Source organism: Botrimarina mediterranea, from assembly GCF_007753265.1.
GTDB lineage: Bacteria > Planctomycetota > Planctomycetia > Pirellulales > Lacipirellulaceae > Botrimarina > Botrimarina mediterranea.
In genome coordinates, this window is the sequence record NZ_CP036349.1 from 982,444 (window position 1) to 1,007,184 (window position 24,741).

General features: G+C 63.8%; 18 protein-coding genes and 1 tRNA gene. 9 read left to right on the forward strand and 10 right to left on the reverse strand.

What is annotated here, in order from left to right; all coding sequences use genetic code 11:
• Positions 1-17: 17 nt before the first annotated feature.
• Positions 18-929: a LysR family transcriptional regulator gene (locus Spa11_RS03885; protein ID WP_145108194.1), complete on the reverse strand. Its 912-nt coding sequence runs from the start codon at positions 927-929 to the stop codon at positions 18-20.
• 179 nt (positions 930-1,108) lie between these two features.
• On the opposite strand from Spa11_RS03885, the gene katG reads away from it, so the two are divergent.
• The 3 genes from katG to Spa11_RS03900 all read left to right on the forward strand — a co-directional run bounded on the left by katG (position 1,109) and on the right by Spa11_RS03900 (position 8,436).
• The gene (gene katG / locus Spa11_RS03890) at positions 1,109-3,430 is read left to right on the forward strand and encodes a catalase/peroxidase HPI (RefSeq protein ID WP_391503304.1); all 2,322 of its coding nucleotides are present in this window, start codon (positions 1,109-1,111) and stop codon (positions 3,428-3,430) included.
• Positions 3,431-3,842: 412 nt separating this feature from the next.
• The gene (locus Spa11_RS03895) at positions 3,843-7,862 is read left to right on the forward strand and encodes a chemotaxis protein CheB (protein WP_145108198.1); all 4,020 of its coding nucleotides are present in this window, start codon (positions 3,843-3,845) and stop codon (positions 7,860-7,862) included.
• The gene (locus Spa11_RS03900) at positions 7,852-8,436 is read left to right on the forward strand and encodes a hypothetical protein (protein ID WP_145108200.1); all 585 of its coding nucleotides are present in this window, start codon (positions 7,852-7,854) and stop codon (positions 8,434-8,436) included. The genes Spa11_RS03895 and Spa11_RS03900 overlap by 11 nt, the downstream gene beginning before the upstream one ends.
• 27 nt (positions 8,437-8,463) lie before the next feature.
• Here Spa11_RS03900 and Spa11_RS03905 read toward each other — a convergent pair whose 3' ends face one another.
• Positions 8,464-10,704, reverse strand: coding sequence for a penicillin acylase family protein (locus tag Spa11_RS03905; RefSeq protein WP_145108202.1), 2,241 nt, complete (start codon positions 10,702-10,704; stop codon positions 8,464-8,466).
• A gap of 141 nt (positions 10,705-10,845) precedes the next feature.
• On the opposite strand from Spa11_RS03905, the gene Spa11_RS03910 reads away from it, so the two are divergent.
• The 4 genes from Spa11_RS03910 (at position 10,846) to Spa11_RS03925 (ending at position 13,896) form a co-directional block, all read left to right on the forward strand.
• Complete coding sequence (locus tag Spa11_RS03910; protein ID WP_145108204.1) at positions 10,846-11,991, forward strand: NAD-dependent epimerase/dehydratase family protein; 1,146 nt, start codon at positions 10,846-10,848, stop codon at positions 11,989-11,991.
• Complete coding sequence (locus Spa11_RS03915) at positions 11,988-12,659, forward strand: vitamin K epoxide reductase family protein (RefSeq protein ID WP_145108206.1); 672 nt, start codon at positions 11,988-11,990, stop codon at positions 12,657-12,659. Before Spa11_RS03910 ends, Spa11_RS03915 begins: the two co-directional genes overlap by 4 nt.
• Before the next feature lie 4 nt (positions 12,660-12,663).
• Positions 12,664-13,026 (forward strand): SPW repeat domain-containing protein, encoded by a 363-nt coding sequence (locus Spa11_RS03920; RefSeq protein WP_145108208.1) that lies wholly within the window; start codon positions 12,664-12,666, stop codon positions 13,024-13,026.
• A gap of 63 nt (positions 13,027-13,089) precedes the next feature.
• Positions 13,090-13,896, forward strand: a complete 807-nt coding sequence (locus Spa11_RS03925) for a creatininase family protein (RefSeq protein ID WP_197529718.1) — start codon at positions 13,090-13,092, stop codon at positions 13,894-13,896.
• 175 nt (positions 13,897-14,071) lie between these two features.
• On the opposite strand, the gene Spa11_RS03930 is transcribed toward Spa11_RS03925, so the two are convergent.
• From Spa11_RS03930 to Spa11_RS03965, 8 genes are all read right to left on the reverse strand, one after another.
• On the reverse strand, positions 14,072-14,461 hold the full coding sequence (locus Spa11_RS03930; RefSeq protein ID WP_145108212.1) for a hypothetical protein: 390 nt from the start codon (positions 14,459-14,461) through the stop codon (positions 14,072-14,074).
• A gap of 120 nt (positions 14,462-14,581) precedes the next feature.
• On the reverse strand, positions 14,582-14,986 hold the full coding sequence (locus Spa11_RS03935) for a hypothetical protein (RefSeq protein WP_145108214.1): 405 nt from the start codon (positions 14,984-14,986) through the stop codon (positions 14,582-14,584).
• Positions 14,987-15,052: 66 nt separating this feature from the next.
• Positions 15,053-15,134, reverse strand: a tRNA-Leu gene (locus Spa11_RS03940).
• A 183-nt stretch (positions 15,135-15,317) separates the two neighbouring features.
• Entirely contained in the window at positions 15,318-16,673 is a 1,356-nt protein-coding gene (locus Spa11_RS03945; protein WP_145108216.1) for a Gfo/Idh/MocA family protein, read from the reverse strand.
• A 360-nt stretch (positions 16,674-17,033) separates the two neighbouring features.
• Positions 17,034-19,172, reverse strand: a complete 2,139-nt coding sequence (locus Spa11_RS03950) for a vWA domain-containing protein (protein WP_145108218.1) — start codon at positions 19,170-19,172, stop codon at positions 17,034-17,036.
• 226 nt (positions 19,173-19,398) lie between these two features.
• Positions 19,399-20,277 carry a DUF58 domain-containing protein gene (locus Spa11_RS03955; RefSeq protein WP_145108220.1) on the reverse strand — a complete coding sequence of 293 codons (879 nt, stop codon included), beginning with the start codon at positions 20,275-20,277 and terminating at the stop codon, positions 19,399-19,401.
• Positions 20,278-20,405: 128 nt separating this feature from the next.
• On the reverse strand, positions 20,406-21,164 hold the full coding sequence (locus Spa11_RS03960) for a DUF695 domain-containing protein (protein ID WP_145108222.1): 759 nt from the start codon (positions 21,162-21,164) through the stop codon (positions 20,406-20,408).
• Positions 21,165-21,576: 412 nt separating this feature from the next.
• Entirely contained in the window at positions 21,577-22,593 is a 1,017-nt protein-coding gene (locus Spa11_RS03965; protein ID WP_145108224.1) for an AAA family ATPase, read from the reverse strand.
• A 385-nt stretch (positions 22,594-22,978) separates the two neighbouring features.
• Between Spa11_RS03965 and Spa11_RS03970 the strand changes: the two genes are divergently transcribed.
• Entirely contained in the window at positions 22,979-24,124 is a 1,146-nt protein-coding gene (locus tag Spa11_RS03970; protein ID WP_145108226.1) for an L-threonylcarbamoyladenylate synthase, read from the forward strand.
• A gap of 110 nt (positions 24,125-24,234) precedes the next feature.
• Positions 24,235-24,741, forward strand: coding sequence for a ribose 5-phosphate isomerase B (gene rpiB, locus Spa11_RS03975; protein WP_145108229.1), 507 nt, complete (start codon positions 24,235-24,237; stop codon positions 24,739-24,741).

The following is a 24,741-nucleotide window of genomic DNA, read 5'->3' on the forward strand; positions in this document are numbered from 1 at the left end:
GATTGCGCTACCCGCGGCTAGCGCCGACGGCTCACGGGAGAGGACTCGGTGATCTGGCGGCAGTGCTGACGTAGCTGCTCGCGCATCGTCACCAGCAAGCGGCTCTCGAAGCGGTAGGGGTTCCATGCCATTGCGATGGTTCGCTGTGGCTTGGCGCCGTCGAACGAGCGGTAGACTCGCGACGGCGCCGTGTCGCAGCGCCACGCCATGGCCGGGATCATCGAGACGCCGTGGCCCAGTGAGACCAGTTCTTGCACGGTCGCCAGCTGGCTCGTCTGTTCGACGGCCACCGGCTGGAACGACTTCTGTTGGCAGAAGCTGACGATGTTGTTGGTGAGGCAGTGCGCTTCGCCGAGCAGCACGAAGGGGTAGGGCTCGACGTCGGCGAGCGTCACGCGCTTTTTGGTGGCGAGTGGGTGGTCGAGCGGTGTGGCGAGCAGCAGCTCTTCTTTGAACAGCTCCTCGGTATCGACGTATTTGGCCGCGATCGGCAAGGCGAGCAGCGCGAGGTCGATCTCGCCGAGCTTGCAGCGGGTCAACAGGTTGTCGGTGGTGTCTTCTTGGATAACGATCTCGACGGCGGGGAACTTGTCGCGGAAGGATCGCAGGAAGTCGGGCAGGAAGTACGGGGCGATCGTGGGGATCGCGCCGAGGCGGAGGCGACCGCTGCGGCCGTCATCGGTGATCTGGGCCTTCGTGTCGTCGAGGATGCCGAGGATCATCTCGGCGCGGCGTTCGACGAGCGCGCCGGCGTCGGTGAGTTCGACGGAGCGTGTCTTGCGCTCGAGCAAGGGCAGACCGAACTCCTCTTCGAGGCGCTGGATCGAGCGGCTCAGCGCCGGCTGCGAGATGCCTAGGGCGTCGGCGGCGCGGGTGATGTTGGCCATCCGGGCGACGGCGAGGAATTGGCGGAGTTGTTCGGTGTCCATAACGCTTCGCCTAGAAAAAAGCATGCAGGAAACGCATCGCAGTTATGATAGCGATGCATTGGATTTATGGCGAAAAAAGCCTACAATACTCTGCCTGGGCGGCCACGCTAGGCGTCGGCCCTTCTCCCAATGCACCTCCTGGAATGAGGCAGATAATGGCGGCGAGAACGCTACTGACCATGGTCGCAGTCGGATGCTGCGGCGTGACGGCCCACGCCGAAGACGGCGGCAAGCTCGAAACGAAGCCCGCGGGCGACAACGCGCCGACCGCCGATATGGCCAAGTGCCCCGTCATGGGCGCGGGCGCCGCGAGCGAGCCGACGCAGTTCATGCAGAACCGCGACTGGTGGCCCAACCAACTCGACCTGTCGATCCTGCACCAAAACTCGCCCGCGTCGAACCCGATGGGCGAGGGGTTCGACTACGCCGAGGAGTTTCAGAAGCTCGACCTCAAGGCGGTTAAGGAAGACATCAAGGAGCTGATGACCACGTCGCAGGACTGGTGGCCCGCCGACTACGGCCATTACGGCCCGCTCTTCATCCGCATGGCTTGGCACAGCGCCGGCACTTACCGTGTGACGGACGGCCGTGGCGGCGCCGGCTACGGCACGCAGCGTTTCGCGCCGCTCAACAGCTGGCCCGACAACGCCAACCTCGACAAGGCCCGCCGCCTGCTCTGGCCGATCAAGCAGAAGTATGGCAAGCAGCTCTCGTGGGCCGACCTGATGGTGCTCACCGGCAACTGTGCGCTGGAGTCGATGGGCTTCGAGACGTTCGGCTTCGCCGGCGGCCGCGCCGACGTGTGGGAGCCGCAGGAGGACATCAACTGGGGACCTGAGACCGAGTGGCTCGGCGACAAGCGGTACGAGGGCGACCGCGAACTCGACAACCCGCTCGCCGCGGTGCAGATGGGCCTCATCTACGTGAACCCCGAAGGCCCTAACGGCAAGCCTGACCCGCTGGCGGCGGCGAAGGACATCCGCGACACGTTCGGCCGGATGGCGATGAACGACGAAGAGACCGTCGCGCTGATCGCGGGTGGTCACACGTTCGGCAAGGCGCACGGCGCCGCGACGCCACAAGGGAATGTCGGCGCCGAACCCGAGGGCGCCGGCATCGAACAGCAGGGCCTCGGCTGGAAGAACAAGTTTGGCACGGGCAACGCCGGCGACACGATCACTAGCGGCCTCGAAGGCGCGTGGACGACGACGCCGGCCCAGTGGTCGCACGATTACTTCACGCACCTCTTCGAGTACGAGTGGGAGCTCACCAAGAGCCCCGCGGGCGCCCACCAGTGGACGCCCGTCGAAGAGTCGGCGAAGGGGACAGTGCCCGACGCGCACGACGATTCCAAGTCGCACGCGCCGATCATGTTCACGACCGATCTCGCGCTGAAGATCGATCCGGACTACGCGGTGATCTCCAAGCGTTTCCACGAGAACCCCAAGGAGTTCGAGAAGGCGTTTGCGAAGGCGTGGTACAAGCTGACGCACCGCGACATGGGGCCGTATGTGCTTCTGCTCGGTCCCGAGGTCCCCGAGCCGCAAGTGTGGCAGGACCCCGTGCCCGAGGCGGACTACGAGTCGATCGACGAGGACGACATCGCCGGCCTCAAGGCGAAGGTCCTCGAGTCGGGGCTGTCGGTGTCGGACTTGGTCGCGACGGCGTGGTCGTCGGCCTCGACGTTCCGCGGCAGCGACAAGCGTGGCGGCGCCAACGGCGCTCGCCTCCGCTTGGAGCCGCAGAAGGGTTGGGCCGCCAACGAGCCGAAGCAGCTCGATAAGGTGTTGACGAAGCTCGAAGCGATCCAGAAGGAGTTCAACGAGGCGCAGGACGGCAAGCAGGTCTCGCTAGCTGACCTGATCGTACTTGCCGGTACGGCGGCGGTGGAGAAGGCGGCGAAGGACGCCGGCCACGACGTCGAGGTCCCGTTCGCGCCGGGCCGCACCGACGCGACGCAGGAGATGACCGACGTCGAATCGTTCTCGTACCTCGAGCCGAAGGCCGATGGGTTCCGCAACTACCAAGGCCCCGGCTGCACACGGGTGGCCGAGGAGATGCTGGTGGACCGCGCGGATCTCTTGAACCTAACGGCGCCGGAGATGACGGCCCTCGTCGGCGGCCTGCGGGTGCTCGACGCGAACCACAACGGCTCGAAGCTCGGCGTCTTCACCGACGAGCCCGGCAAGCTGACCAATGACTTCTTCGTGAACCTGCTCGATATGGGCCTCACGTGGGAGAAGTCGGAAGTCTGCGACCACTTCTTCGAAGGGAAGGACGCCGACGGCGACGTGAAGTGGACCGGTTCGCGGGTGGACCTGGTGTTCGGCTCAAACTCCCAGCTCCGCGCGATCGCCGAGGTATACGCCAGCGACGACGCCGAAGAGAAGTTCGTTAAGGACTTCGTCGCGGCGTGGGTGAAGGTGATGAACCTCGACCGGTTCGATCTCGACCCGGCTTATAGAAAGGGCGCCAAGCTGGCGGCGTCCGGCGGCCGCTAGGCGTGTTAACTTCTATCGTCAATCGAGAGCACGCCGCCGGGTTGCCCGGCGGCGTGCTCTTTTTGTTAGCGACGCGAAGGTCCCTGCCCGCGAATAGTCACGAATAGGGATCGTGGGCCTTCGTCGGGGTTCGATTGACTTAGGAACGCTGAGAGTGTGTGGATTGTGTTCGGGGGTTGATCGAATAGCGACCAGCCGTTGGCTTTAAGTTGACCAGCCTAAAGCTCTTCTAGTTGACGTGGTCCGTCGTATACTTATGTCTGCCAACAAGTTGTGGTGGGGACCTCGCTCGGAGCGAACGGACCCGCGACCGGCTGGCGGTTTACAACGACGACCCAGCATCAAGTCCATCGGCCCCGCAGGAGGGTAGGAGCCGTTTCGGATCGAAGCGCCGACACGCACGAATCTCTCGATGGCGGAAAGTGATCGCCCTTTTGTTGTCGGCATCGGCGCCTCGGCGGGCGGTCTGCAATCGCTCGAACGATTCTTCGACGGACTCGAGCACCTGACCGGCGCCGCGTTCATCGTCGTCCAGCATCTCTCGCCCAACTACGAGACGATGATGGACAAGTTGCTCGGCCGGCACACCTCGATGCGGGTGACGATCGCCGAGGACGGCCAGCCGATCGAGGCGGACCACGTCTACGTGATCCCGCCGAAGCAGGACCTTGTCGTCCAGGACGGTCGCTTGCGTCTGAGCGATCACGACGCCGACGAGGTGCCACACATGACGATCGATCGGCTATTCGCGTCGATCGCCCATGAGTACGGCGACCGGGCGATCGGCGTGATCCTCTCCGGCACGGGCAGTGACGGTTCGCGCGGCATCCAGGCCGTCCGCAATACGCGGGGCCTCGTTCTGTGCGAGACCGAATCGACCGCCAAGTTTTCCGGCATGCCCCGCAGCGCGCAGGCGACGGGATGCGTCGATCACGTCGTTCCGCCCGAGAGCATGCCGCGGATCATCGTGAAGCGGATCGTCGGCATCGACGGCCAGAACGAGCCCGAGAAGGACGAGGTGTCCAAGATCCTGCGTTTGTTGCGAGATCGTCTGCAGGTTGATTTCTCGCAGTACAAGCCGGCGACCGTCACGCGCCGGATCGATCGGAGGATGTCGATCTGCAACGTCACTTCGCTCAGTGACTTCTACGACCTGCTCAAGTCGGACGCTGACCAACTCGATCAGCTTTACCAAGACATGCTGATCGGCGTCACGAAGTTCTTTCGCGACCCGGCGTGTTTCGAGTACTTCGAGCAACAGATCGCGTCGCAACTGTTGGCGAACGCCGACCCCGAAGCGGGGCTGCGGGTCTGGATACCGGGGTGCGCGACAGGCGAGGAGGCCTACTCGCTCGCCATGGTGTTGCACGAGCTGAACAAGGAGAGCGCCCACCCGGTTGATATCAAGGTCTTCGCCAGCGATATCCATTCCGAGTCGTTGCGGCGTGGAAGCCTGGCGAGTTACGGCGAGGACGCCCTGCAAAACGTCTCGGGTGAGCGGCTGGCGCGGCACTTCGAGGAGCACAACGGCGAGTACCGCGTCCGCAAGCACATCCGCCAGCTGGTGCTGTTCGCACCGCACAACCTGCTGCAGGACCCGCCGTTCACGTCGCTCGACATGGTGTCGTGCCGCAACCTGCTCATCTACTTCGACAACGCCGCGCAGAATCGCGCGATGACGTTGTTTCATTTCGGTCTCAAGCAACGCGGCGTGTTGTTCCTTGGACCGAGCGAGACGGTCGGCGACCTGGGCGCCGAGTTCCAGACGCTCCACGACCGGTACCGTTTCTACCGCAAAGTGCGCGACGCCAAGCTGCCGAACGACGTGGCGCTCCCCTTTGCATTGACGCCCCGGATCCGCACGGCGAAGCCGTTTGCAGCGCCGCAACCGACGGGCGCCGAGGGGAAGAAGCAACTCTACGACACGCTCCTCGACGAGCTACTCCCACCAACGCTATTGGTGGATAGCGACCGCCACGTGGTCGAGATGTACGGCGGCGCCGAGAAGTATTTGGCGCTACGCGGCCGGCGGATGAGCACTGACCTGCTCGACCTCTGCCCCGAGCCGTTACAGGGCGTGCTGTCGATCGGCGTGCGGCGTGTGCTCTCCGGCAGCGAATCGACGCTCCGCTTGCCAGTGGCTCGTCTAACGCTCTCCGATGGCGCAGAAAAGACGGTTGCGATCACGTTGAAGTCCGTCTCGCTCCGTCACAACGACAGCCGCTATGTGGCGATCACCTTCGCCGAGACGGGCGACGGCAAGGCGGCGCCAACAGCCGGCGCCGGTGAGGACGCCGCGGTGGTAGCGTTTACGACCGAAGGGGGCGAGCTCACCAAGCGCGTCCGTGAGCTCGAGGACGACCTCGCCGCGAGCCAGGAGAGCCTGCAATCGACGATCGAGCAGCTTGAATCCAGCAACGAAGAGCTCCAAGCAACCAACGAGGAGTTGGTCTCTAGCAACGAGGAGTTGCAAAGCTCCAACGAAGAGTTGAACTCCGTTAACGAAGAGCTGCACACGGTCAACGTCGAGTATCAGAACAAGAACGCGGAGCTGCGTGAGCTCTACGAGGACATGAACCACCTGATCGCCAGCACGGACATCGGGACGGTCTTCCTCGACAACACGCTGACGATCCGGCGTTTCACGCCGAGTATCGGCCGCGTCTTCAACCTCGAGCCGCACGACGTCGGCCGTCCGTTGGCGTCGTTCTCGCACAGCCTTAAGTTCGATGAGTTGATGGCAAAGCTGGAGGGAGTGCTCCATACGGGGGAGATTTTTGAGCGAGAGGTCGTCTCGAAAAGCGGCACGCCCTACTTCTTGCGGATGCTCCCGTACGAGCTCTCGGGCGAGATGGCGGGCGTGACGCTCACGCTGACGGACATCCAGGCCTTGGTCGACACGCGGACCCAGGTCGACGAGACGCAGCAACGGCTGCAACGCGCGATCGACGCGGTCCCCGTGCTCGTGTCGTTCGTGAATCGAGACCTGCGTTACGAGTTCGCCAACCGCGCTTACACGGAGATGCTCGGCATTCCGTCGAGCGATTTGATTGGCATGTCGGTCCAGGAAGTGCTCGACGCCGAGACGCTGACGCAGTGTATGCCGTATATCAAGGCGGCTCTTGCCGGCGAGCCGCAACACTTCGAGGCCGTGGTGGGGCGTGACGGACAACACGCCTCGGTGATCATCGATTACCGACCCGAGCGTGACGTAAGCGGCGAGGTGACCGGGTTCTATGTCTCGGCGGCGGATGTCTCGGCCATCAAGCAGGCCGAGCAAGAGCTCGAGGCGGCCGTCGAAGCCGCGAAGCTCGCCAACGAGGCGAAGAGCGACTTCCTGGCCAAGATGAGCCACGAGATCCGCAGCCCGATGGCGGCGATTCTTGGCTTCGCCGATATCCTCGACCGCCAGCTCAAGGAGCCCGACGACCGCAATTGCATCGACATCATCCGCACCAACGGCGAGCACCTGCTGAGCCTGATCAACGACCTGCTCGACCTCTCGCAGATCGAGCTGCGGCGTGTTGAGCTTGCCAGTGACGTTACGAACATCCGTGAACTCTTATCAGGCGCCTACAACACGCTGCGGCCGCGGGCGGCGCAGAACCGCGTGACTTTCGAGGGACGGCTGCGCGACAATCTCGACGCGGGCCTGCGGACCGACGTGCGTCGGCTCAAGCAGGTCCTCATCAACCTGCTCACCAACGCGATCAAGTTCGGCGCCGGCGGGCGTGTGATCCTGTCGGCACGAAGGACTTGCGTGCGGCGTGAACTTGTGATCAGCGTCGCCGACACGGGCGGCGGCATCGCCCCCGCCGACGTAGAGCGGCTGTTCGAACCGTTCTGCCAGCTCGACGCCTCGTCGAATCGGGCCTACGAGGGCTCCGGCCTCGGGCTGACGATCAGCAAGCAACTCGTCGAGCAGATGGGGGGCGTCATCCGCGTCCGCAGCCAGGTCGGGCTGGGCTCGGTCTTCCAGATGCGGCTCCCCTGGCCAGAGGTGCTGCCAATCGATGAAGTGGACTCCAAGACCGATTTGCTTGAGGCGCTACCGCGGTTGGACGGCAAGAAGGTGCTCGTGGTGGACGACCGCCGCGATATGCGTTTTATCGCGGAGCAGATCCTGGCGGAGGTCGGCGCCGAAGTGACAACCGTTGACAACGGCGCGACGGCATTGGCGACGGTGGCCGACTTTGGCGGCGACTTCCACTGCGTCGTCACCGACATCCAGATGCCGGCGATGGATGGTTACGCCGTCGCCCGCGGGCTCCGCAATCAAGGCTACGCCGGGCCGATCTTGGCGCTCACAGCGAATGCGATGCCGAGCGATCGGCAGAAGTGTTTTGAAGCCGGTTGCGATGGGTTTGTCGCCAAGCCGATCGACAGGACTCAGTTTGTTCGAACCGTTGCGAGGTCGATGAATGGTAGCTGACAAGGACGCGCTACGCCCGATCCATCGCGTCACCTACGCGATCGACGCCAGCGACTGTATCGTCGATGTCGGCGACGACTGGGCGGCGTTCGCGGACGAGAACGAAGGCTCCGACCACCTCAAGCCGGAAACCGTCGTTGGTGAATCGCTGTGGCGTTACATCCGCGGGGCCACGCTCGTCGAACTCTACAAAGCGATCTTCGCGCAGGTACGTCGTAGTGGTGAAGCGGTTGATTTCCGATTTCGCTGTGATTCACCCGGTTTCCAGCGGCGGATGCGGATGCGCGTCGAGCCGCTCAACCAGGGACTGCTCGGGTTTCTTAGCGAAACACTCTCCGTGACGCCACGCGAGGCGCCGCTCAGCGCGCACGCGTACGACGCGGGCTTCGGCGTGTTGAAGCGATGCAGTATCTGTAATCTCTTCGAACTCTCCGACGGCGACTGGACCGACGCCGTCACCGCCGTGCAACACGACGCGGTGCTCGATCGACAGGGGCGTATTCAGATCGTCTGGACCGTCTGTCCCCATTGCCGGAAAGAGTTGCGAGCAATGGCGGACCGGGCCGCGTTGTAGTGCCCGCTGACGCATTCCGGTTCGCCCTCATGCGCCGTCGGGGCCTGCTTGGGGCATGCCGACTAGTCGCTTGTATTCGCCGGTTGTCCAACGCGGCACGTCGGTCTTGTACCAGCGGCTGAAGCGGTTCTCGCTCGGTCCTCCGGGGAGGTTGGTCCACGCCTCGTCGGACGTTAGGTCGGTGACGAAGTGGTAGCTCGGCGCGAAGGTGCTCTCGCGCGTCGCGGTGACTTTGAGGTGCCCCTGGAACGGCGTGGCGTGGCAGCCGGGCATCGGCGTCACCGGCGATTCGAACCCGAGCAATCGCCCGGTGGTTGTCAGCCCCCGTGACCCTCCGAAGAACCGGTCGGTAAAGTGGAACGCGTTGACGTCCCGCCAACGCTGCTGCGGTTCGGCCAGCGCACGGTCGGCGGCGCGGCGGATCATCGTGCGTTTGTCGCGCTGGCTCCACCAACTGCTGGTGACCTTGGGGAGCGTCCGGTCACACGCCGTGAGGACCATCGCCGAGTAACCGATGCGCGTCGCCAAGTAAATCATCCGCCGCAGGCCGATGCCCGTGTTGTGGCCGAAGACCTCGAGCAACACGTGACGGTAGAACGCCATGAAGAGCGCGGCGCCGCGGCTCTCGGCGTCGAATCGGCAATCCCATTCGAGGAGCCGCTGCTTGAGCGCGTGCTCGTCGTCGATGTGCGTCAGCAACACTGGGAGCATGTCGCGGGCGTGAAGGCTGAGCACGTCGTACTGCAGCGCCTGCATGTCCGTGATCGTCGCACGGGGCAACTCGGTGAGTCGCTCATCGACGCGGCGGCGGCGATAGTCGTGCAGGCCGTGCGAGTGCAGTGGCGTGCCGTCGGCTAGGTAGAGTTCTTCGTTGGCCGACGCGACGAAGCCACGAGCCGGGTCGTACTCGCGCGGCAGCTTCTCCGGTGGAACGGCGCCGAGCCAGTGATTGGCCGCGTCCCAGGCCGGGACGGGCACGAGTCCCGAGGCGCGCGATCGTACCGGGAGCCAACCGCTCGCCTGCTTGCCGATGTGACCGGCGGAGTCGGCGAAGACCCACACCAGCGAGGGGTGGGGCGATTGCCGCACAATGTCCATCGCGTCGCTGGTCGTTGGAGCGGCGATCACATCAAGCCACGTGGCGATCGCCTTGCCGCCGCCGGGTCGGCCGCCAATCCAAGCGACCGAGAGGTGCTTGCCCGGTTCCGTAGGGGGTTCGGTGAGGACGCCGACTTCGTTCTCGTAAACGAGTTGATCGACCGGCTTGGCGCCGCGGCGGCCGATGCGTTCGAGGCGGGGGCGGTAGTCGATCCATTCCTCGCCGCGGCGGTACTGCCACGCGTCGTCGGCGTCGGGCTTCGTGCGGATGTCTTCAATGAAGTAGTCGCTTGTGTTGGCGTGCATGTAGGTGACGCCCCAAGCGAGCCGCGATGTGCGTCCCACCGCCATCAACGGGCAGCCGGGGAGCGTGGCGCCCATCGCGTACTCGTGTCGGCCGTCGTCGCTGCGCCAACGCAGCACGGCCTCGTACCAGATCGCCGGCAAGCGATTGACTTCGAGGTGCGGGTCCGAAGCGAGCAGCGCGCCGCCGGTAGCGCTGCGCGACGGCGCCACGGCCCAGGCGTTGCTGCCAGCGAGTCGCGGCAAGTCGGCGAGGAGCTCCAACGCGTCGTCGGACAATTGTTTGGCGAAGTTCAATTCGCGCAGCGGGCCGAAATCGACGCCGTCGAGGTAAGGGCGAAACAGCTCGCGTAGACGTTCGTCGGAGGTGCCGAGCTGGATCAACTCGAGGATGACCCGCTTCGCCTCCTGTTCGCCGACGGCGAGACCTGCGAACGACAAGAGGTTGCCGATAGCGAGGACTGCCTCGGGGTTCCACGCCTCCGGTTGGAAGCCGACGGCCCACATCGGCAGCGTGCGGCCGACCTCGCGTAGCCCGTCGTTGACGCCGCGGCAGTACCACTCGAGCTGGAGGAGCACTCGCGGCGGCAGCATGCCGACCTCTTCGCCGAGGCGTCGATGAACTCCTGACCGCCGCAGGAATTGGTCCATCTCGAGCATCTCGGGCCGGTTGGCGATCCGTTCGGCGGCGCGACCTAGGGCGACGGTGCGGGCAAAGTGCATCTGCGTCGGCCGGTCGAGCGCGTGCAGGTAGCCGAGGGCGTAGACGGCCTCCAACCACGAGCCGCACTCGGCGTGCGGCACGCCGGCGGCGTCCCGGCGAGCGGTGAAGGCAATCGTCGCCGTGCGTAGCTCTAGTTTCTCCATGCGACGCAGTTTACGGGAAGACTTTTGACGCCACCACAGCGGGGGGAGGGGCGTTTTTAGCCGTCAGTGGACTTTCCGGCATGGTCCTTGCGAAACAGGATTTGGAAACGAACTGACAGAACTTTCAGAAGGGTAAGTTGGATGATGCAGAGCTATCCCCCCACCGAAAAGCCCGTGGTGGTCATCACTGGCAGCACCGGGCGCATCGGTTCGGCGCTCGCTCGGTCGCTGGCGGACCAATACGACCTCTACGGTCTGGACATCACCATTCCCGAAGAGAAGCTCTCCTGGATTCAATGGCTGCAATGCGACCTCACGAGTGATGAATCGGTAGCCGCGGCGATGTCCCAGTTACGAGAGACCGCCGGGGGAAGGATCGCAAGTGTTGTGCATCTCGCCGCCTACTATGACTTCGCTGGCGAGCCGAGCCCGCTGTACCAAGAGTTGACTGTCGAAGGAACGCGACGGCTTCTCGATCAATTGCAGCGGTTCGAGGTCGGCCAGTTTGTTTTCAGCAGCAGCATGTTGGTCATGAAGCCGGCAGAGGAGGAAGGCGCCCGCATTGACGAGAACTCGCCGACGGAAGCGAGCTGGGACTATCCCGAGTCCAAACTCGACGCCGAACGGGTTATCCGGGAGCACCGTGGTGAGATCGCTGCGGTGTCGCTGCGAATCGCCGGGGCCTACGATGAGGATTGCAACTCGATCCCGATTGCGCAACAGATCAAGCGGATCTACGAACGGGACTTTGAAAGCCACTTCTTCCCAGGCGATCTCTCACGGGGCCAGCCGTTCATTCATCTAGACGACGTCGCTTCGTCAATCGCTTGTGCCATCGCGAAGCGAGCACAGCTCGAAGGCTTCACGGCCTTGCTCGTCGCTGAAGACGAACTCCTCAGCTATGGCGAACTGCAGGATTGCATCGGGAAGCAACTCTACGGCCGAGAGTGGACGACCGTGCGAATCCCCGAGATGGTTGCGCGCGCCGGCTCGTGGGTCAAGAATGCTTTGGGAGAAGACGAGTTCATCAAGCCGTGGATGATCGAGATGGCGGACGATCACTACCCGCTCGATTGCAGCCTTGCGAAGCGGTCGCTGGACTGGTCACCGAAGAGGCGATTGAGCGAGACCCTCCCCGAGATGCTCCGCCGCTTGAAGGAAGACCCCGCCCGTTGGTACGAAATAAACGGTTTGGGCGAGCCGCCGACATTGAAGGATGAGATTCACTCACCCCCCGCCCGTCCCGTCGCGGACGTGGCGGCTGACCAACCCCGAGCGCAGGGATGATTGACCCCACGATCCGCCGAGACATGCAGGCGTCGGTTCACTACTTCGGACATAACCCGTCCGCTTGGTCGCAGCGTATCCCGGTGTGTGTCTTGGCGGGCGTCGCATTCGCGATCGCTGCTTACATGTCGCTGTACCAGTGGCGATTGATCCCGGGAGTGTGGGACCCGGTGTTTGGCAAGCAGACGCTTGATGTGCTGGATTCGGAAGTCGCTGGTCAGATGCACAACTGGTTCCGGGCGCCGGACGCGGCGATCGGAGCGCTGGCGTACCTGGGCGATGTGATCTTCGGGCTCGCCGGCTCGACGCGTCGGTGGCAGTACCGGCCGTGGATGGTTGTGCTCTTTGGTATCGATGTTATCCCGCTTGGGATCGTTAGCTCAGTGCTCATCTTCATGCAGGGATGGGTCGTTGGCGCATGGTGCTTCCCGTGTCTGATAACCGCCGTCATCTCATTGACCTTGGTCTACTTCGCTTACGATGAGGTCTGGGCGTCACTTCTATATTTGCGCGAACATTGGCGCCGGACGGGCAGCGGCGCCGAGGTATGGAAGGCGTTCTGGGGCTATCCGTCGGACGCGGCGGAAGAGTCGGCTCAAGCGATCGTCACGGGAAGGTCGCTTGCCGGCGCCGGCAGTCTCAAGCCCGTCACATTAGGCCAGGAGTAGTGCAATGTGGGCCCGATCAGTTGAAGTGATGTTGGCCTGTTGGTTGGTGATGAGCCCGCTGGTGTTTCATTGCGGCGCCGCCGAGACGTTGCAGTGGGGGATCGAACCGATCGCAGGGCTGGTCGTGCTCCTGCTGGCGCTGACCGCCTGTTATCGCCCGTTACGGGGCGCTCATCTGGCAATCTTAGCAGTGGCGGCGTGGTTGGTGATCGACGGGTATCTCGCCGTAGGCGGGCAGGTCGATCCGCGCGATCAGAACCGTCTGATCGTTGGGCTCTTGCTCGCGATGTTCGCCATCTGCCCTTCCGAAGGGAGCAAGCCGCCAGTCGGGTGGCGGGCCTTCCGAGAGGGAGGGGCGTCGAGCTAACACATGACACCCACACGGGCTGGCTCGGAACGAGATAGAATAGCCGCATCACTGACGCCCTTGATGCGAGCCGAACCGATGCCGATCCGCGATCACGTCCTCCTCGAAACGAACTTCCGCCGCATCGCCGAACGCCCGCCGTGCGTGGCGGTACTGCCGTGGGGGGCGACCGAAGCGCACAACCTGCACCTCCCCTACGGGACCGACGTGCTGCTCGCGGTGCGCTACGCCGAGGCGGCCGCCGGCGAAGCCAATCGACACGGCGCAGCGTCGATCGTGCTCCCAGTAATTCCCTACGGCAACGACGAACAGCAGCTCGACCAGTTTTGCACGGTGAGCGTCACCACCACCACGGCGCTAGCGTTGTTGCGCGACGTCGTACGGTCGCTCCAACGGCAGGGGATCGACCGGTTAGTGATCGTCAACACCCACGGCGGCAACCAGTTCAAGCCGTTGGTGCGAGACCTGCAATCGGAGACCAGCGCGCTAATCGTTGTCGCCGACGCGTTCCTGATGGCGCCCGACGTGCGCGCGAAGACGTTTGAACTGCCGGGCGATCACGCCGACGAATCGGAGACGAGTTTGCTGCTACACACCGACCCCGAGCTGGTCGAGATCGAAGAGGCCGGCTCCGGCGAGAAGGTCCCTTTTCAAATCGCGGGCCTGGATCAGCCGGGCGTCTGGACGCCGCGGCCGTGGTCGAAGTGCCACCCCGACACGGGGAGCGGCGATCCATCGCAGGCGACCGCCGAGAAAGGCCGGGCTTACTTTGACGCAGTCGTCGCGGCGCTGGCGGACCTGATCCACGGCCTGTCGTCGGCTAAACCTGGGGACCTGCCCTACGACGGTTCGCCTGTTCTGGGTTCTTAGAAGTTTAGCCACAAAAAGGCACAAAGGACACAAAGGGCTGTTCGGCTGGGCAGTGCCTGTCCCAGGTTTGAGCCTTTGTGTTCTTTGTGCCTTTTGTGGCTCAATTCCTTCGCCAATGAAAACGGCCCCGATCGAATGACCCGGGCCGTTTGCTGTTTGAGTTTCGCAGTGACGGTTACTTCGCGGGTTCAGCCTTCACAGCGTCGAGGTCGCCGCCGGGGAGCTTGCCTTCTTCGATCAGCTCGCCGAAAGTCGGGGACTTGGAGTCTTTCGGGTTGCTCGGCTTCTTAGCGACCTCTTCGAGGGCGGCGACGATCTTGTCGGTGTCCTTCTGGTCTTTCTTGCCGATCAGTTCCGCCAGGGCCTGGCCGTAGGGGTTGCGGTTTTTCTTGCTCTTACCTTGGTGGCAGACGAAGCACTTCGCGTCGCCCTTGGCGAGCTTGGTGAACGCCTCGTCGGTGCCGTCGGCGTACTTAGCGAGGAACTGCTTCTGGAACGGCGGGAACGCCACGGCTGGGGCGATGACACCAGCGACAACCATCAGGGCGAGCAAACGACGAAGCATATTCACTATCCGGTGGTGAGATCGGCGAAGGGGGTGAAGCGGGTTGCGATGGCCAATCCGGTCGGCGGCGCAGCAGGTCCGCTGACAACTACGCCAGATTGATTGGGGCGGTTCGATGGTTCAACCGCCGGCAGGTTCTTTCTTCGATTCCTCAAGCGGGCCGCCAGGGAGTTCGCCTTTGGCGATCAAATCGCCGAAGGTCGGCGAGCCTTCGCCGTTCGACGGCTCAGCGGCGACCGTCTCCAAGGCTTTGGCGATCTTTTTCTTGTTCTTCTTGTCCGCCTCGACCAAGTGGGCCGTCAACGCCTTCCCGTAGCAATTGTAATTCTTGCGGTCTTCTTTGCCTTGATGGCAGATATAGCACTTGGCCGAGCGGACCAAGTTCTTGAAGTCCTTCTCGACGCCGGGCTTCTTTGTATAGACGTTTTGGAACTCCCGCTGGTACTCCGGATGAGCCATGGCGGGCTGCTGCGCGGCGACGGCAAGCACCAACACCGTCAGGAAGGAGAGCTTGATCGAGTGCATCGGTGGTGGTGAGTGGCTAGGCCCGGCGGCCCGTTCTTGTCGGGCCGCCGGGTGTTCGCGTTGTAGTGGGGACGACAGGAATCGAACCTGCACTCCCGAAGGAACTGGAACCTAAATCCAGCGCGTCTGCCAGTTCCGCCACGTCCCCGGTCGCTCTTCCACAGGTTGTCGGCATACCGACGTGGCCGGTAGGCCCTCCCGCGGAGAGCGCAAATCTACCACGCCGCTACGCCACTCGTCAGCCGGAGGTTACAGACCGCCCCTCGATGCGGTGGGTTCGGCCTTTCCCAGCCGGCCCACCCGTTACGAGCGGCAATCTGACCGACACGGCTCAAGCCGTCCAGCCGTTCGAGACACCCGGCACGGGGACCGGGTACCGTCCCTGCTCGTCGGGCATGACGGGCGGGTTGGCGTCGAAGGCGTAGGTCTCGGGCATCAGGCTGATGTCCGAGTTGATCGCGTCGTCCCACTTGATGGTCTTGCCGCTGTAGCTGGCGACCCGGCCGAGGATGGCGGTCATCGTGGCCTCGGCGCCGGTCTCCCCCTCGGCGAGGGGTTTGCCCTCGCGGATGCTCTTCTGCAGGTCGATGTGCTCCTGCACGTAGGCGTTCTCGCCCCGCTTGCGGACGACATCAACGACTTTGCCGTTGCGGTCGTAGAACCGGCCGCCGCTGACATTGCAGTGGCCATCGGCGCCGTGGGCGAACTCGGACACCTGTGACCAAGCGCCGTCGATGTGTCGGCACTGACTCATCATCGTCGTGCCATCTTCGTAGGTGAACTCCACGGCGTGGTGATCGAAGATCTGGCCGTGGTCCTTGCCTTTGCGGACCTCGCGGCCGCCGATGGCGTTGGCCATCACCGGGTGGCCCTGCTTGATCCAGTTGCTGACGTCGATGTTGTGGATGTGTTGCTCAACGATGTGGTCGCCGCACAGCCAATTGAAGTAGTACCAGTTGCGCATCTGGTACTCCATCTCGGTCTGCTCGGACGTCCTCGGGCGCACCCAGAGGCCGCCGGAGTTCCAGTAGACGCGGGTGTACAGCACGTCGCCGCCGAGGCCGCCGCCGAGGGCGCCGTTCCAGATCTTGTCGATCGTGGCGATGTACTGGTCGTCGTGGCGGCGCTGCAGACCGACGCCGACGCCGAGGCCCTTCTCCTTCGCGATCTTCGACGACTCCATCACTTGCCGGATGCCGGGGGCGTCGGTCGCGACGGGCTTCTCCATGAAGACGTGTTTGCCGGCATCGACCGCGGCGGCGAAGTGCAGCGGACGGAAGCCCGGCGGCGTGGCGAGGATCACCATGTCGCAGTCCGACTCGATCACCGACTTGTAGGCGTCGAAGCCCGAGAAGCGGCGTTCCTTCGAGACCTTGATCCGATCGCCGAGGGCGCCCGAGAGTTCGTTGTAAGCGGCCTCGGTGTTGTCGGCGAAGGCGTCGCCCATCGCCACCAGCTCGACTTCCTTACCAGCCGTCAACGCGTCACGCACGGCGCCCTTGCCGCGACCGCCGCAACCGACCAGACCGATCCGCAGGGTGTCGGAGCCCCCCTCATGCACGGCGCCGAACGCCCTAGGAACCACCAGCCCCGAAGCGGCTGTCGCGGCGGTGGCGCCGAGGAACTGGCGGCGCGAGGGGCCGGGGCTGGTCGGTTGGCTGGACTTTTCAGCGGACGATTGCGGCATGGCGACAGATTCCAATCGAGGCGAAGAGAGGCGCCCGAGCGGCAGTCAGCTCGGGGCTTTTAGGGTAGCCGGTGGGTCGCAGGCGATCAACGATCGAAGCGCTTATCCCCCTCGCTTTGGAGGGGTTAGGGGAGGGTCTCGAGCGTCAGTCTAGGTGGGGCTTGGGTACCGATGTGGTTCTGTGGGAGGGGTCTCCAGACCCCGATTTCGGTATCCAAACCGATTCGGCATGGTGCGCGTAATCGGGATCTGGAGACCCCTCCCACAAAGGGTTTATCGTCACGCTAAATGAGCGGCAATCTATCTGGACAACGCAGACCCTCCGGACCCTACCTACGAGGTAGGGGAGAAACTACAGCCTCACAGGTAGACGCGCCGGTGATAAATCCACCACTCGACGACGAGTAAACAAAGCGCCGCGATCAGTAAGGCACGCCACAATTCGTGTCGGGCCGGCGTCGCCCCCGCGGCGGCGGCGATGTCGAGGTCGCCGATCTTGATCGACGCCACCGCCGCCTCTTCGGCGTCCTCGGGAGTCTCATCCGTGCGGATTCGCACGTCGCTCTCGGCCGGATCGAACAGGTTGACCGCGAACCGCCGCGTCTCGCGATTGCCCTCCGTGACGCGATAAACCCCGAGCTCGTCCGTCAGCCGATACACGAATGGCTGCTCGCCGCGGCGGCGGAGCGTCTCGGCTTTGCCCGAGGGCGACGTGACGACGATCGACTCGGTCGCCGGCGATAGCGGCGGCAGCTCGATCGCCTCTCCAGGACGCAGCGAGCGGTCGCCCACCGCCTGCCGCGCGGCGAAGTACTCGAGCGTGTTGAGCCAGAACGTCGGAAAGCTGAGTCGGTTGATCCAGTCGGTGTTGCGTTGCAGCGCGCCGTCGATCTCGACCAGGATTGGAAATCCGAGCACCACGTCCTCGTAACGATCGCGCGGGGCGACCGCGACGATCGGGCCCCCGGACGCTTCCACCAGCGCCGTCGCGCCGGCGGGCGGCGTCAGCAGCAGCGACTCGACGATATCGAAATTGCCGAGCTCGACGTTGGCCAGCAGTGGGTGGCTGCGGTTCCAGTCGATGATTTGGGGAACGGACAGAGAGGGGCCAAGAGAGGGACCAGTGGCTAGGGACTGGGGGCTAGGGGACGCGCGCCAGGCTTCGCCTGGGGGGAGGACTCCGATGTAGACCGTGCTGGAGCGCGGTGGGGCTTTTGGGGTGCAGCGGTCGTAGATGATGAGGTCGTAGGTTCCTGCTGCAGCGCGGGTTTCGTAACTGTTGGACTCGAGGAACGACGGGGGTTCGACGGTGATATCGCCGAGGCGGCCCGCCCGGCCGGTGACGAGGGCTTGCTCCACCGCGACGTTGCCGCTGGTGACCAGCAGCACGCGGCTGGCTTGCGACTCGTTGATCGCGGCGTAGGCGACGTCGTCGACTGTGAGTTGATCGTTGCTGATCGCCAAGGCGTCGCTCGATAAGCGGGCTTCGAGCACGCCGTCGCCGGAGCCGCTCCCCCCATTCAGCGCCGCCTCACCAACGGGGAACGTCGAGCCGGCGATGTCACCGGCCGCGATCGACAGCTTCCGGGCATCGACTAGCCGCCCGCCACGTCGCAGCTCGACCACGGCCTCGGCCGCTTCGCCGGAGTAGTTCGCGACCTGGACGAACGCCTGGAGTTTGCCGGCGTCGGATTCGCTGCGACGCGTTTCGAGCGCCGTGATCGCCAGGTTGGGCGTCTCGGCCGAGCCGATCGGCACGTAAACCGGGTCGAGGTTCCCCAGCGCGAAGTCCTTCACGTCGCCGAACCGGCCGTCGCTGAAGATGAACAACGTCGCGGGCTCCTCAGGCCGCAGATCCGCCTCGGCCGTTTCTTCGGCAGCGTCAACCTCGGTCCCGCCGTTCGCTTGCGACTTAGCGGGCGACGCTAACCCGCTCGCCAACTCCAACGCGCCCTTGAGGTCGGTCGAAGCGACCGTCGGTTCGATCGTCGCCAACCGTTCACGCAACAATCGCCGGTTGTTGGTGAACGATTGCACCACCGCGGGCTCGCCGGCGAACGAGACGATCATCGCCGACATGTCGCTGTCCATCTGATCGATCAGCCCCGCGACGTGTTCCCGCGCGGCTACAAGCCGCGCCTCGCTTCCGGCTTCGCCGTCGCCCTCACCGTCGCTCGTCGACATGCTCGCCGAATTATCAACCAGGAAGATGAGCTTGCCGCCGGTGAGCTTCGTCCCCTGCCAACCGGGCCGCAGCACCGCAAGGATCGCCAATAGAGCCACGAGCAACTGCAATAACAGCAACAGGCTCCGCCGTAGCCGCTGCCACAGGCTGTTGACGCGCAGGTCCTCGATGCTCTTCCGCCACAGATAAGTGCTCGGCACCTCCAGCGGCGCCCGCTTCAGCTTGAGGAAGTACAGCGCGAGGATCGCCAGCGGAACCGCGCCAAGCACGGCCCACTGGGCGGGGGAGAGCGTGTTGCGAAAAAACTCGTTCAAGGGTTAACCACAGAGGCACGGAGGGCACGGAGGAAGCACTGAGAGAGTTTCCTGAATGCCATAGCCAACTATTCTACTGTGGGAGGGGTCTCCAGACCCCGATTACGCGCTCCATGCCGTATACGGTTAGGACACCGTAATCGGGGTCTGGAGACCCCTCCCACAAGAAATCTTACGTACCTCTGTGCGTCCTCCGCGCTCTCCGTGCCTCTGTGATGAAACCGCGTCATCGAATAAGACCACGCTTCCGCAGCCACGTCGTCATCAGCTCCTCCACCGGTCGCTCCGTGCTTGTCAGCAGGTAGTTCATGCCGCGACGGTTGCAGTAGTCTTGGGCGCCGGCGGTGAACGTGGCGAGCGTTTCTTTGTACCGGGCGATGAGCGGGGCGCTGATCGTCACCTCGGCCATGTCGCCGTCTTCGCAGTCCACGAGGCGGAGGTCGCCCGCTACGTCGGGGTCGATCTCGGCCCCGCTCAGCACTTGGATCACGTAGGTATCGACGCGCTGGGCGACGAGGTACCGCATCGCCGCTTCGTAGCCCTGCTTGTCCATCAGGTCGGTGATCAGCACGACGACCCCTTTGCCGCTATTGCGCAGGCAGAACTTCCGCACGCCCTCTTCGAGCGACACGTTCTCGGTTGGCTCAATCTTCTCCAGGAACTCGAGCAGCCGCGGCACGCCCCGCCGCCCACGCATCACGGGGCTCCGCTCACCGCCGAGCGTCTCGACGCGCACCCGGTCGGCCCGCGTCAGCCCAATGTACCCCAGCGCCGCGGCGAGCCGCTTGGCGTACTCGAGCTTCGTCGGCTCGCCGAACGCCATCGAAGGCGACGCGTCAATCAGCGTGTAGAAGTGCAGGTCCTCCTCTTCAAGGAAGAGCTTCACAATCAACTTGTCGAGCCGGGCGTAAAGGTTCCAGTCGAGCGCCCGCAAATCATCGCCCGCGACGTAATTGCGAAAGTCAGCAAACTCAACACTCTGCCCTTTCTTGGCCGACCGCCGCTCCCCCTTCATCCGCCCCCGAAACACCTTGCGTGTCACGAGCTCAAGCCGCTGAAGCCGGCGGGCCAGATCGGGCGGCAGAAGGTCTTGGGTAAGCGGCATGGAGGCGAGCCGGCGACGTTAGTCGTCGGAGGTGAATCCAGGAAAGGAGATAGGGGGATGTTGGTGATAGGGGGGATGTTGGTGATAGGGGGGATGGAGCTACCGCTCCGGTGTCAAAAGCATCTCGGCTATGGTGTCTGCTTTACGATCGGCGTTTCCCATCCATCGTAGCTCCCTCCTAAATCAGCCGCCGTATCGTGCATTCGCAACGATATTGTATGGATATTATCAGGATCGACAGCATGATTTCGCGTCAGTACGACGCAGTGCTGTAATTCGGATTCATCACTGGAGAATTGCTGCTCTACTGAAAAGCCATCGGACGTGAATTGTTCGATGAACTTCGTTCTCGATTCGACGGTCTTAAAATAAGCCCAATGAGAGACATCGCGCGGGATCGTTCCGTTGTCACCGTCTTGCGCGAGTCTGTCGGTAAGTTTGCGATCCGAGATGACTTGCCATGTCCGGCTGTCTGGGTAGAGGAAGCCGAGGTAGATGTCCCACTCAGCATCTTCACGGCCACCAACTTCAAATTGATATTCAGGGTATCCAACCATCGCTTGAGCGAGCAAGGACTCTAAACAGATCTGGTTGTCGGAGTAGAAAAAGAAGTCTCGTTTCGCGTTGCCGGTGTTACGGCCTACGTAAGCAATAGAGCAGCGTGCTTGGTTAACTGCGGTGCTGACCGACTCTTCAATTTCGATAAGTCTGTCGTACTCGGAGTTGCTGGAAAGTCCATCTGGGCGCGGATCACGCATGTGAAGTCGTAGCCACCCGACCCAGTCCAAAGCTGGTACAGGCGCCTGCTGGCGGATGCCAACATCGAACAGAATCGATGCGGGTTTGTCTTCGACTTGGCACAGGTAGATTTCCCAGTGGTCAGACATTCAATCTATTGCCTTGGATAATCGAAGGTCTCGAGTAGCTTGTATGCCGTAACAAGAGTAAGCGAAGTTCCGACGATTGCGTCTTTGTCACTGCCGGGCCGTAACCGCGCTGACGCCTGTTACGGCCTACAGCTTACCGCCGGAGCGGCAGCTCCATCCCCCCTATCACCAACATCCCCCTATCTCCTTTCCTTATCGCACCTCCGACGACTCGCGTCGCCGGCTCGCCGCCTTCTGGCCAATCCGTCAGACTTTCTTTGATCATTCGCGGCGCCTCCAGCCCCTAGTGAGTAAGCCCCGACTGCCCTATGTATGGCGAAGTGCACGTATGAACATTATAGCCAACTCGGTGGCCATTTTCGCCTAGAAAATCACCGGAGCGACAGCTCCATCCCCCTTCCTAAACGCACCATCAAGCCGCCTTCGAATCGTCCGCCTTCTCGGGGACGTGTTTGAGGATTGCGGTGAGGATCGTGTCGGGGTCGGTGTTCTCGGCTTCGGCTTCGAAGTTGAGGATCACCCGGTGGCGCATCGCCGGCAGGTAGACGCGGCGGATGTCGTCGAAGCTGACGTTGAAGCGGCCGCCGAGCAGCGCCCGCACCTTCGCGGCGAGGGCGATCGTTTGCGCTCCGCGCGGGCTGCTGCCCCAGCGTAGCGACTGGTTGGTGGCGGGGGCGGCGAACTCGCCTTCGGGGTGCGTCGCCAGCACGAGCCTCGCGATGTAGTCCTGCACGTGCGGGGCGAGGATCACTTCGCGCACCAGCTGCTGGTGCTCACGGATCTCCTCTCCGTCCATCACCTTCGCGGGCGTGAACACGGCGCCGGTCGTCGTGCGGTGGAGGATCTCGTTGAGGTCCTTGCGGCCCGAGTAGCCGACGACGAGTTTGAAGAAGAAGCGGTCGAGCTGCGCCTCGGGGAGCGGGTAGGTCCCCTCTTGTTCGATCGGGTTCTGCGTCGCCAGGACGAAGAAGGGGTGCTGGAGTTCGAATGTCGTGCCGGCCGTCGAGACGCGTTTCTCTTGCATCGCTTCGAGCAGGGCCGACTGCGTCTTGGGCGTCGCGCGGTTGATCTCGTCGGCGAGGCAGATCTGCGTGAAGATCGGCCCGCGTTGGAACTCGAACCGCCGGCGACCGTCGGGGTCTTCGACGATGAGGTTCGTGCCGAGGATGTCGGCGGGCATCAGGTCGGGCGTGAACTGGATGCGGCTGAAGTCGAGCTCGAGCACCTCGCTGAGCGTCTTCACGAGCAGCGTCTTGCCGAGCCCCGGCACGCCCTCCAGCAGCGTATGCCCCCCCGCGAAGAGACACGTCAGCACGCCGTGCAGGATGTCGCCATGCCCGACGATGACCTTGCCCAGCTCGGCGTAAACCGCCTTGTAGCGATCGGCAAAGCGAGCGGCGCGCTCTTCGATGTTGTCAGCTAGCGACATGCTTCTCTCACGGATGGCAGTTGTTAACCACAAAGGAACGAAGGAACAACGTATCAGGCGTAGGGTGGGTCGCGACCCACCAATAGCGGAGCAAATTTAGGGTTCGTGGTGGGTCATGACCCACCCTACAACTAACCACCTAAGGTCCTTTGCTTTGTGTTCCTTCGTTCCTTTGTGGTTCCCCCCTTTATGCTGGCGGGGGTGGGGTGACAGGGTGATTCTCGCCTTGGCCCCAGAGGGGGGCAAGCGAGCGGATTTGTCTAGGCGATTCTAAGTAGAGGAGAGGCACTGGTTGCCCGGGCAATTCGCACCAAATAGAATCCAGGGCTGGACTTATGGATTTTAGCCCGGGCTAGATCGCTCGGGCCCCTCACGACCTGTCTCCATGCCGCCGACCGTCATCAACGTCGCCCGAGCGGACGACGTCCGCGACGTGGTGCATCGGGCTGTCCAGGCCCTCGCCGAAGGGCAGCTGGTGGCCATCCCGACCGAGACGGTATACGGCATCGCCGCCAGCGCGACCCACCCGGACGCCGTCGCCCGGCTAGCGGCCGCCAAGGGCCGCGACATGGCCTCGCCGTTCGCCCTGGCGGTGAAGAGCGTCGAGGACGCCGAGGACTACGCCCCCGGCTGGAACGCCGTCGCGAGGCGTCTGGCGCGTCGCTGCTGGCCGGGGCCGGTGACCCTGGTGGTGGAGGCCAACAGGCAGGAGGGGCTGCTCAGGCAGCTTCCTCAGGCCGTCCTGCCCTACGTGTGCCCCAATGGCTCGGTGGGCCTGCGGTCGCCGGCGAATCAGCTCGTGCAGGACATCCTCAGGATGCTGGCCGGGCCGATCGCCCTGTCGAGCGCCAACAAGTCGGGCGAACCCGACGCCACCACCGCCAAGGATTGCGTCGAGGCCCTGGGGGACAAGCTGTCCCTGGTGCTCGATGACGGCCCGGCGCGGTATGGTCAGCCCTCGTCGGTAGTGCGGATAACCGAAGCCGGCTTCGAGGTCCTCCGTGAAGGGGTCGTCGGCCGGCCTACGCTCGAAAGGCTGTCGCGAATGCTTGTGATCTTCGTCTGCACCGGAAACACCTGCCGCAGCCCGCTGGCGGAGGTCCTGATGCGTCGCCGGCTGGCCGACGAGTTGGGCGTCGCCGAGGACGAACTGGAGCAGAGCGGCGTGATGGTGGCCTCGGCGGGGATTGCCGCAGCCGCCGGCAGCCCGGCGAGCCCTGAAACGGCGGAAGTCCTTCGTAAGCAAGGACTTTCGTGCGACGCCCACTCCGCCCAGCAGCTCACCGAGCACCTCGTCCGCCAGGCGGATTGGCTGTTCGCGATGACCCCCTCCCACGTAGAATCGATCCTAAGCCTCTGGCCCGAGGCGGCTGGTCGTGTCAAGCTGGTGGACGCTTCAGGCGGCGCCATCAGCGACCCAATCGGCGGGCCGCTGGAGGTCTACGAGAGGTGTGCCGAGCAGATCCGCGCCGGGGTGGAACGCCACGCCGAGCAGATCCTCACCGAGCTGCGTGCCTCGACCAATAAGTAACCGCGGCCAAGTAACCGCGACCCGCCCCATCGGATCGGGTCGTCGCGACGCCTGACGCCCTTTTCACCTAAACCTACCGGCGACCCCGCCGCCCAACCGGACCAAGCAAGATGCGTATCTCCGTCGCCAGCGATCATCGCGGCGTAGAACTCAAGCGGGCGATCATCGCCAAGCTCGAGTCGCTCGGCCACCAAGTCAGCGACGATGGCTCCGACGGTTCGGAGAGCGTGGACTACCCCGACTTCGCGTCGCTTGTGGCGTGCAAGGTGAGCGACGGGGCGATCGACCGCGGCGTGCTGATTTGTGGCACGGGGATCGGCATGGCGATCGCCGCCAACAAGTACCCCGGCGTCCGCGCGGCGCCGTGCAGCGACGAGGTCACCGCCGAGATCAGTCGGCGCCACAACGACCTGAACATCCTCTGCCTCTCGGCCGACCTCCTCAGCGCGCGGGTCGCTGAGAGGATGGTCGAGGTGTGGGTCGGCACCGAGTTCGAGGGGGGCCGTCACGCCCGCCGGCTCGACAAGATTAAGTCGATCGAATCGACCTGCTGCGACCACGCCGCGATCCAGCAAACGAAGTCGGAGCCCGAGCCCTCACGCCAAGCGGCGAAGTAG

What these genes read in the sequence shown, in the direction of transcription:
- Spa11_RS03885 (WP_145108194.1), bottom strand. Translation starts at nt 929, where the DNA reads ATGGACACCGAACAACTCCGCCAATTCCTCGCCGTCGCCCGGATGGCC.
- katG (WP_391503304.1), top strand. Translation starts at nt 1,109, where the DNA reads ATGGTCGCAGTCGGATGCTGCGGCGTGACGGCCCACGCCGAAGACGGC.
- Spa11_RS03895 (WP_145108198.1), top strand. Translation starts at nt 3,843, where the DNA reads ATGGCGGAAAGTGATCGCCCTTTTGTTGTCGGCATCGGCGCCTCGGCG.
- Spa11_RS03900 (WP_145108200.1), top strand. Translation starts at nt 7,852, where the DNA reads ATGGTAGCTGACAAGGACGCGCTACGCCCGATCCATCGCGTCACCTAC.
- Spa11_RS03905 (WP_145108202.1), bottom strand. Translation starts at nt 10,704, where the DNA reads ATGGAGAAACTAGAGCTACGCACGGCGACGATTGCCTTCACCGCTCGC.
- Spa11_RS03910 (WP_145108204.1), top strand. Translation starts at nt 10,846, where the DNA reads ATGATGCAGAGCTATCCCCCCACCGAAAAGCCCGTGGTGGTCATCACT.
- Spa11_RS03915 (WP_145108206.1), top strand. Translation starts at nt 11,988, where the DNA reads ATGATTGACCCCACGATCCGCCGAGACATGCAGGCGTCGGTTCACTAC.
- Spa11_RS03920 (WP_145108208.1), top strand. Translation starts at nt 12,664, where the DNA reads ATGTGGGCCCGATCAGTTGAAGTGATGTTGGCCTGTTGGTTGGTGATG.
- Spa11_RS03925 (WP_197529718.1), top strand. Translation starts at nt 13,090, where the DNA reads ATGCGAGCCGAACCGATGCCGATCCGCGATCACGTCCTCCTCGAAACG.
- Spa11_RS03930 (WP_145108212.1), bottom strand. Translation starts at nt 14,461, where the DNA reads ATGCTTCGTCGTTTGCTCGCCCTGATGGTTGTCGCTGGTGTCATCGCC.
- Spa11_RS03935 (WP_145108214.1), bottom strand. Translation starts at nt 14,986, where the DNA reads ATGCACTCGATCAAGCTCTCCTTCCTGACGGTGTTGGTGCTTGCCGTC.
- Spa11_RS03945 (WP_145108216.1), bottom strand. Translation starts at nt 16,673, where the DNA reads ATGCCGCAATCGTCCGCTGAAAAGTCCAGCCAACCGACCAGCCCCGGC.
- Spa11_RS03955 (WP_145108220.1), bottom strand. Translation starts at nt 20,277, where the DNA reads ATGCCGCTTACCCAAGACCTTCTGCCGCCCGATCTGGCCCGCCGGCTT.
- Spa11_RS03960 (WP_145108222.1), bottom strand. Translation starts at nt 21,164, where the DNA reads ATGTCTGACCACTGGGAAATCTACCTGTGCCAAGTCGAAGACAAACCC.
- Spa11_RS03965 (WP_145108224.1), bottom strand. Translation starts at nt 22,593, where the DNA reads ATGTCGCTAGCTGACAACATCGAAGAGCGCGCCGCTCGCTTTGCCGAT.
- Spa11_RS03970 (WP_145108226.1), top strand. Translation starts at nt 22,979, where the DNA reads ATGCCGCCGACCGTCATCAACGTCGCCCGAGCGGACGACGTCCGCGAC.
- rpiB (WP_145108229.1), top strand. Translation starts at nt 24,235, where the DNA reads ATGCGTATCTCCGTCGCCAGCGATCATCGCGGCGTAGAACTCAAGCGG.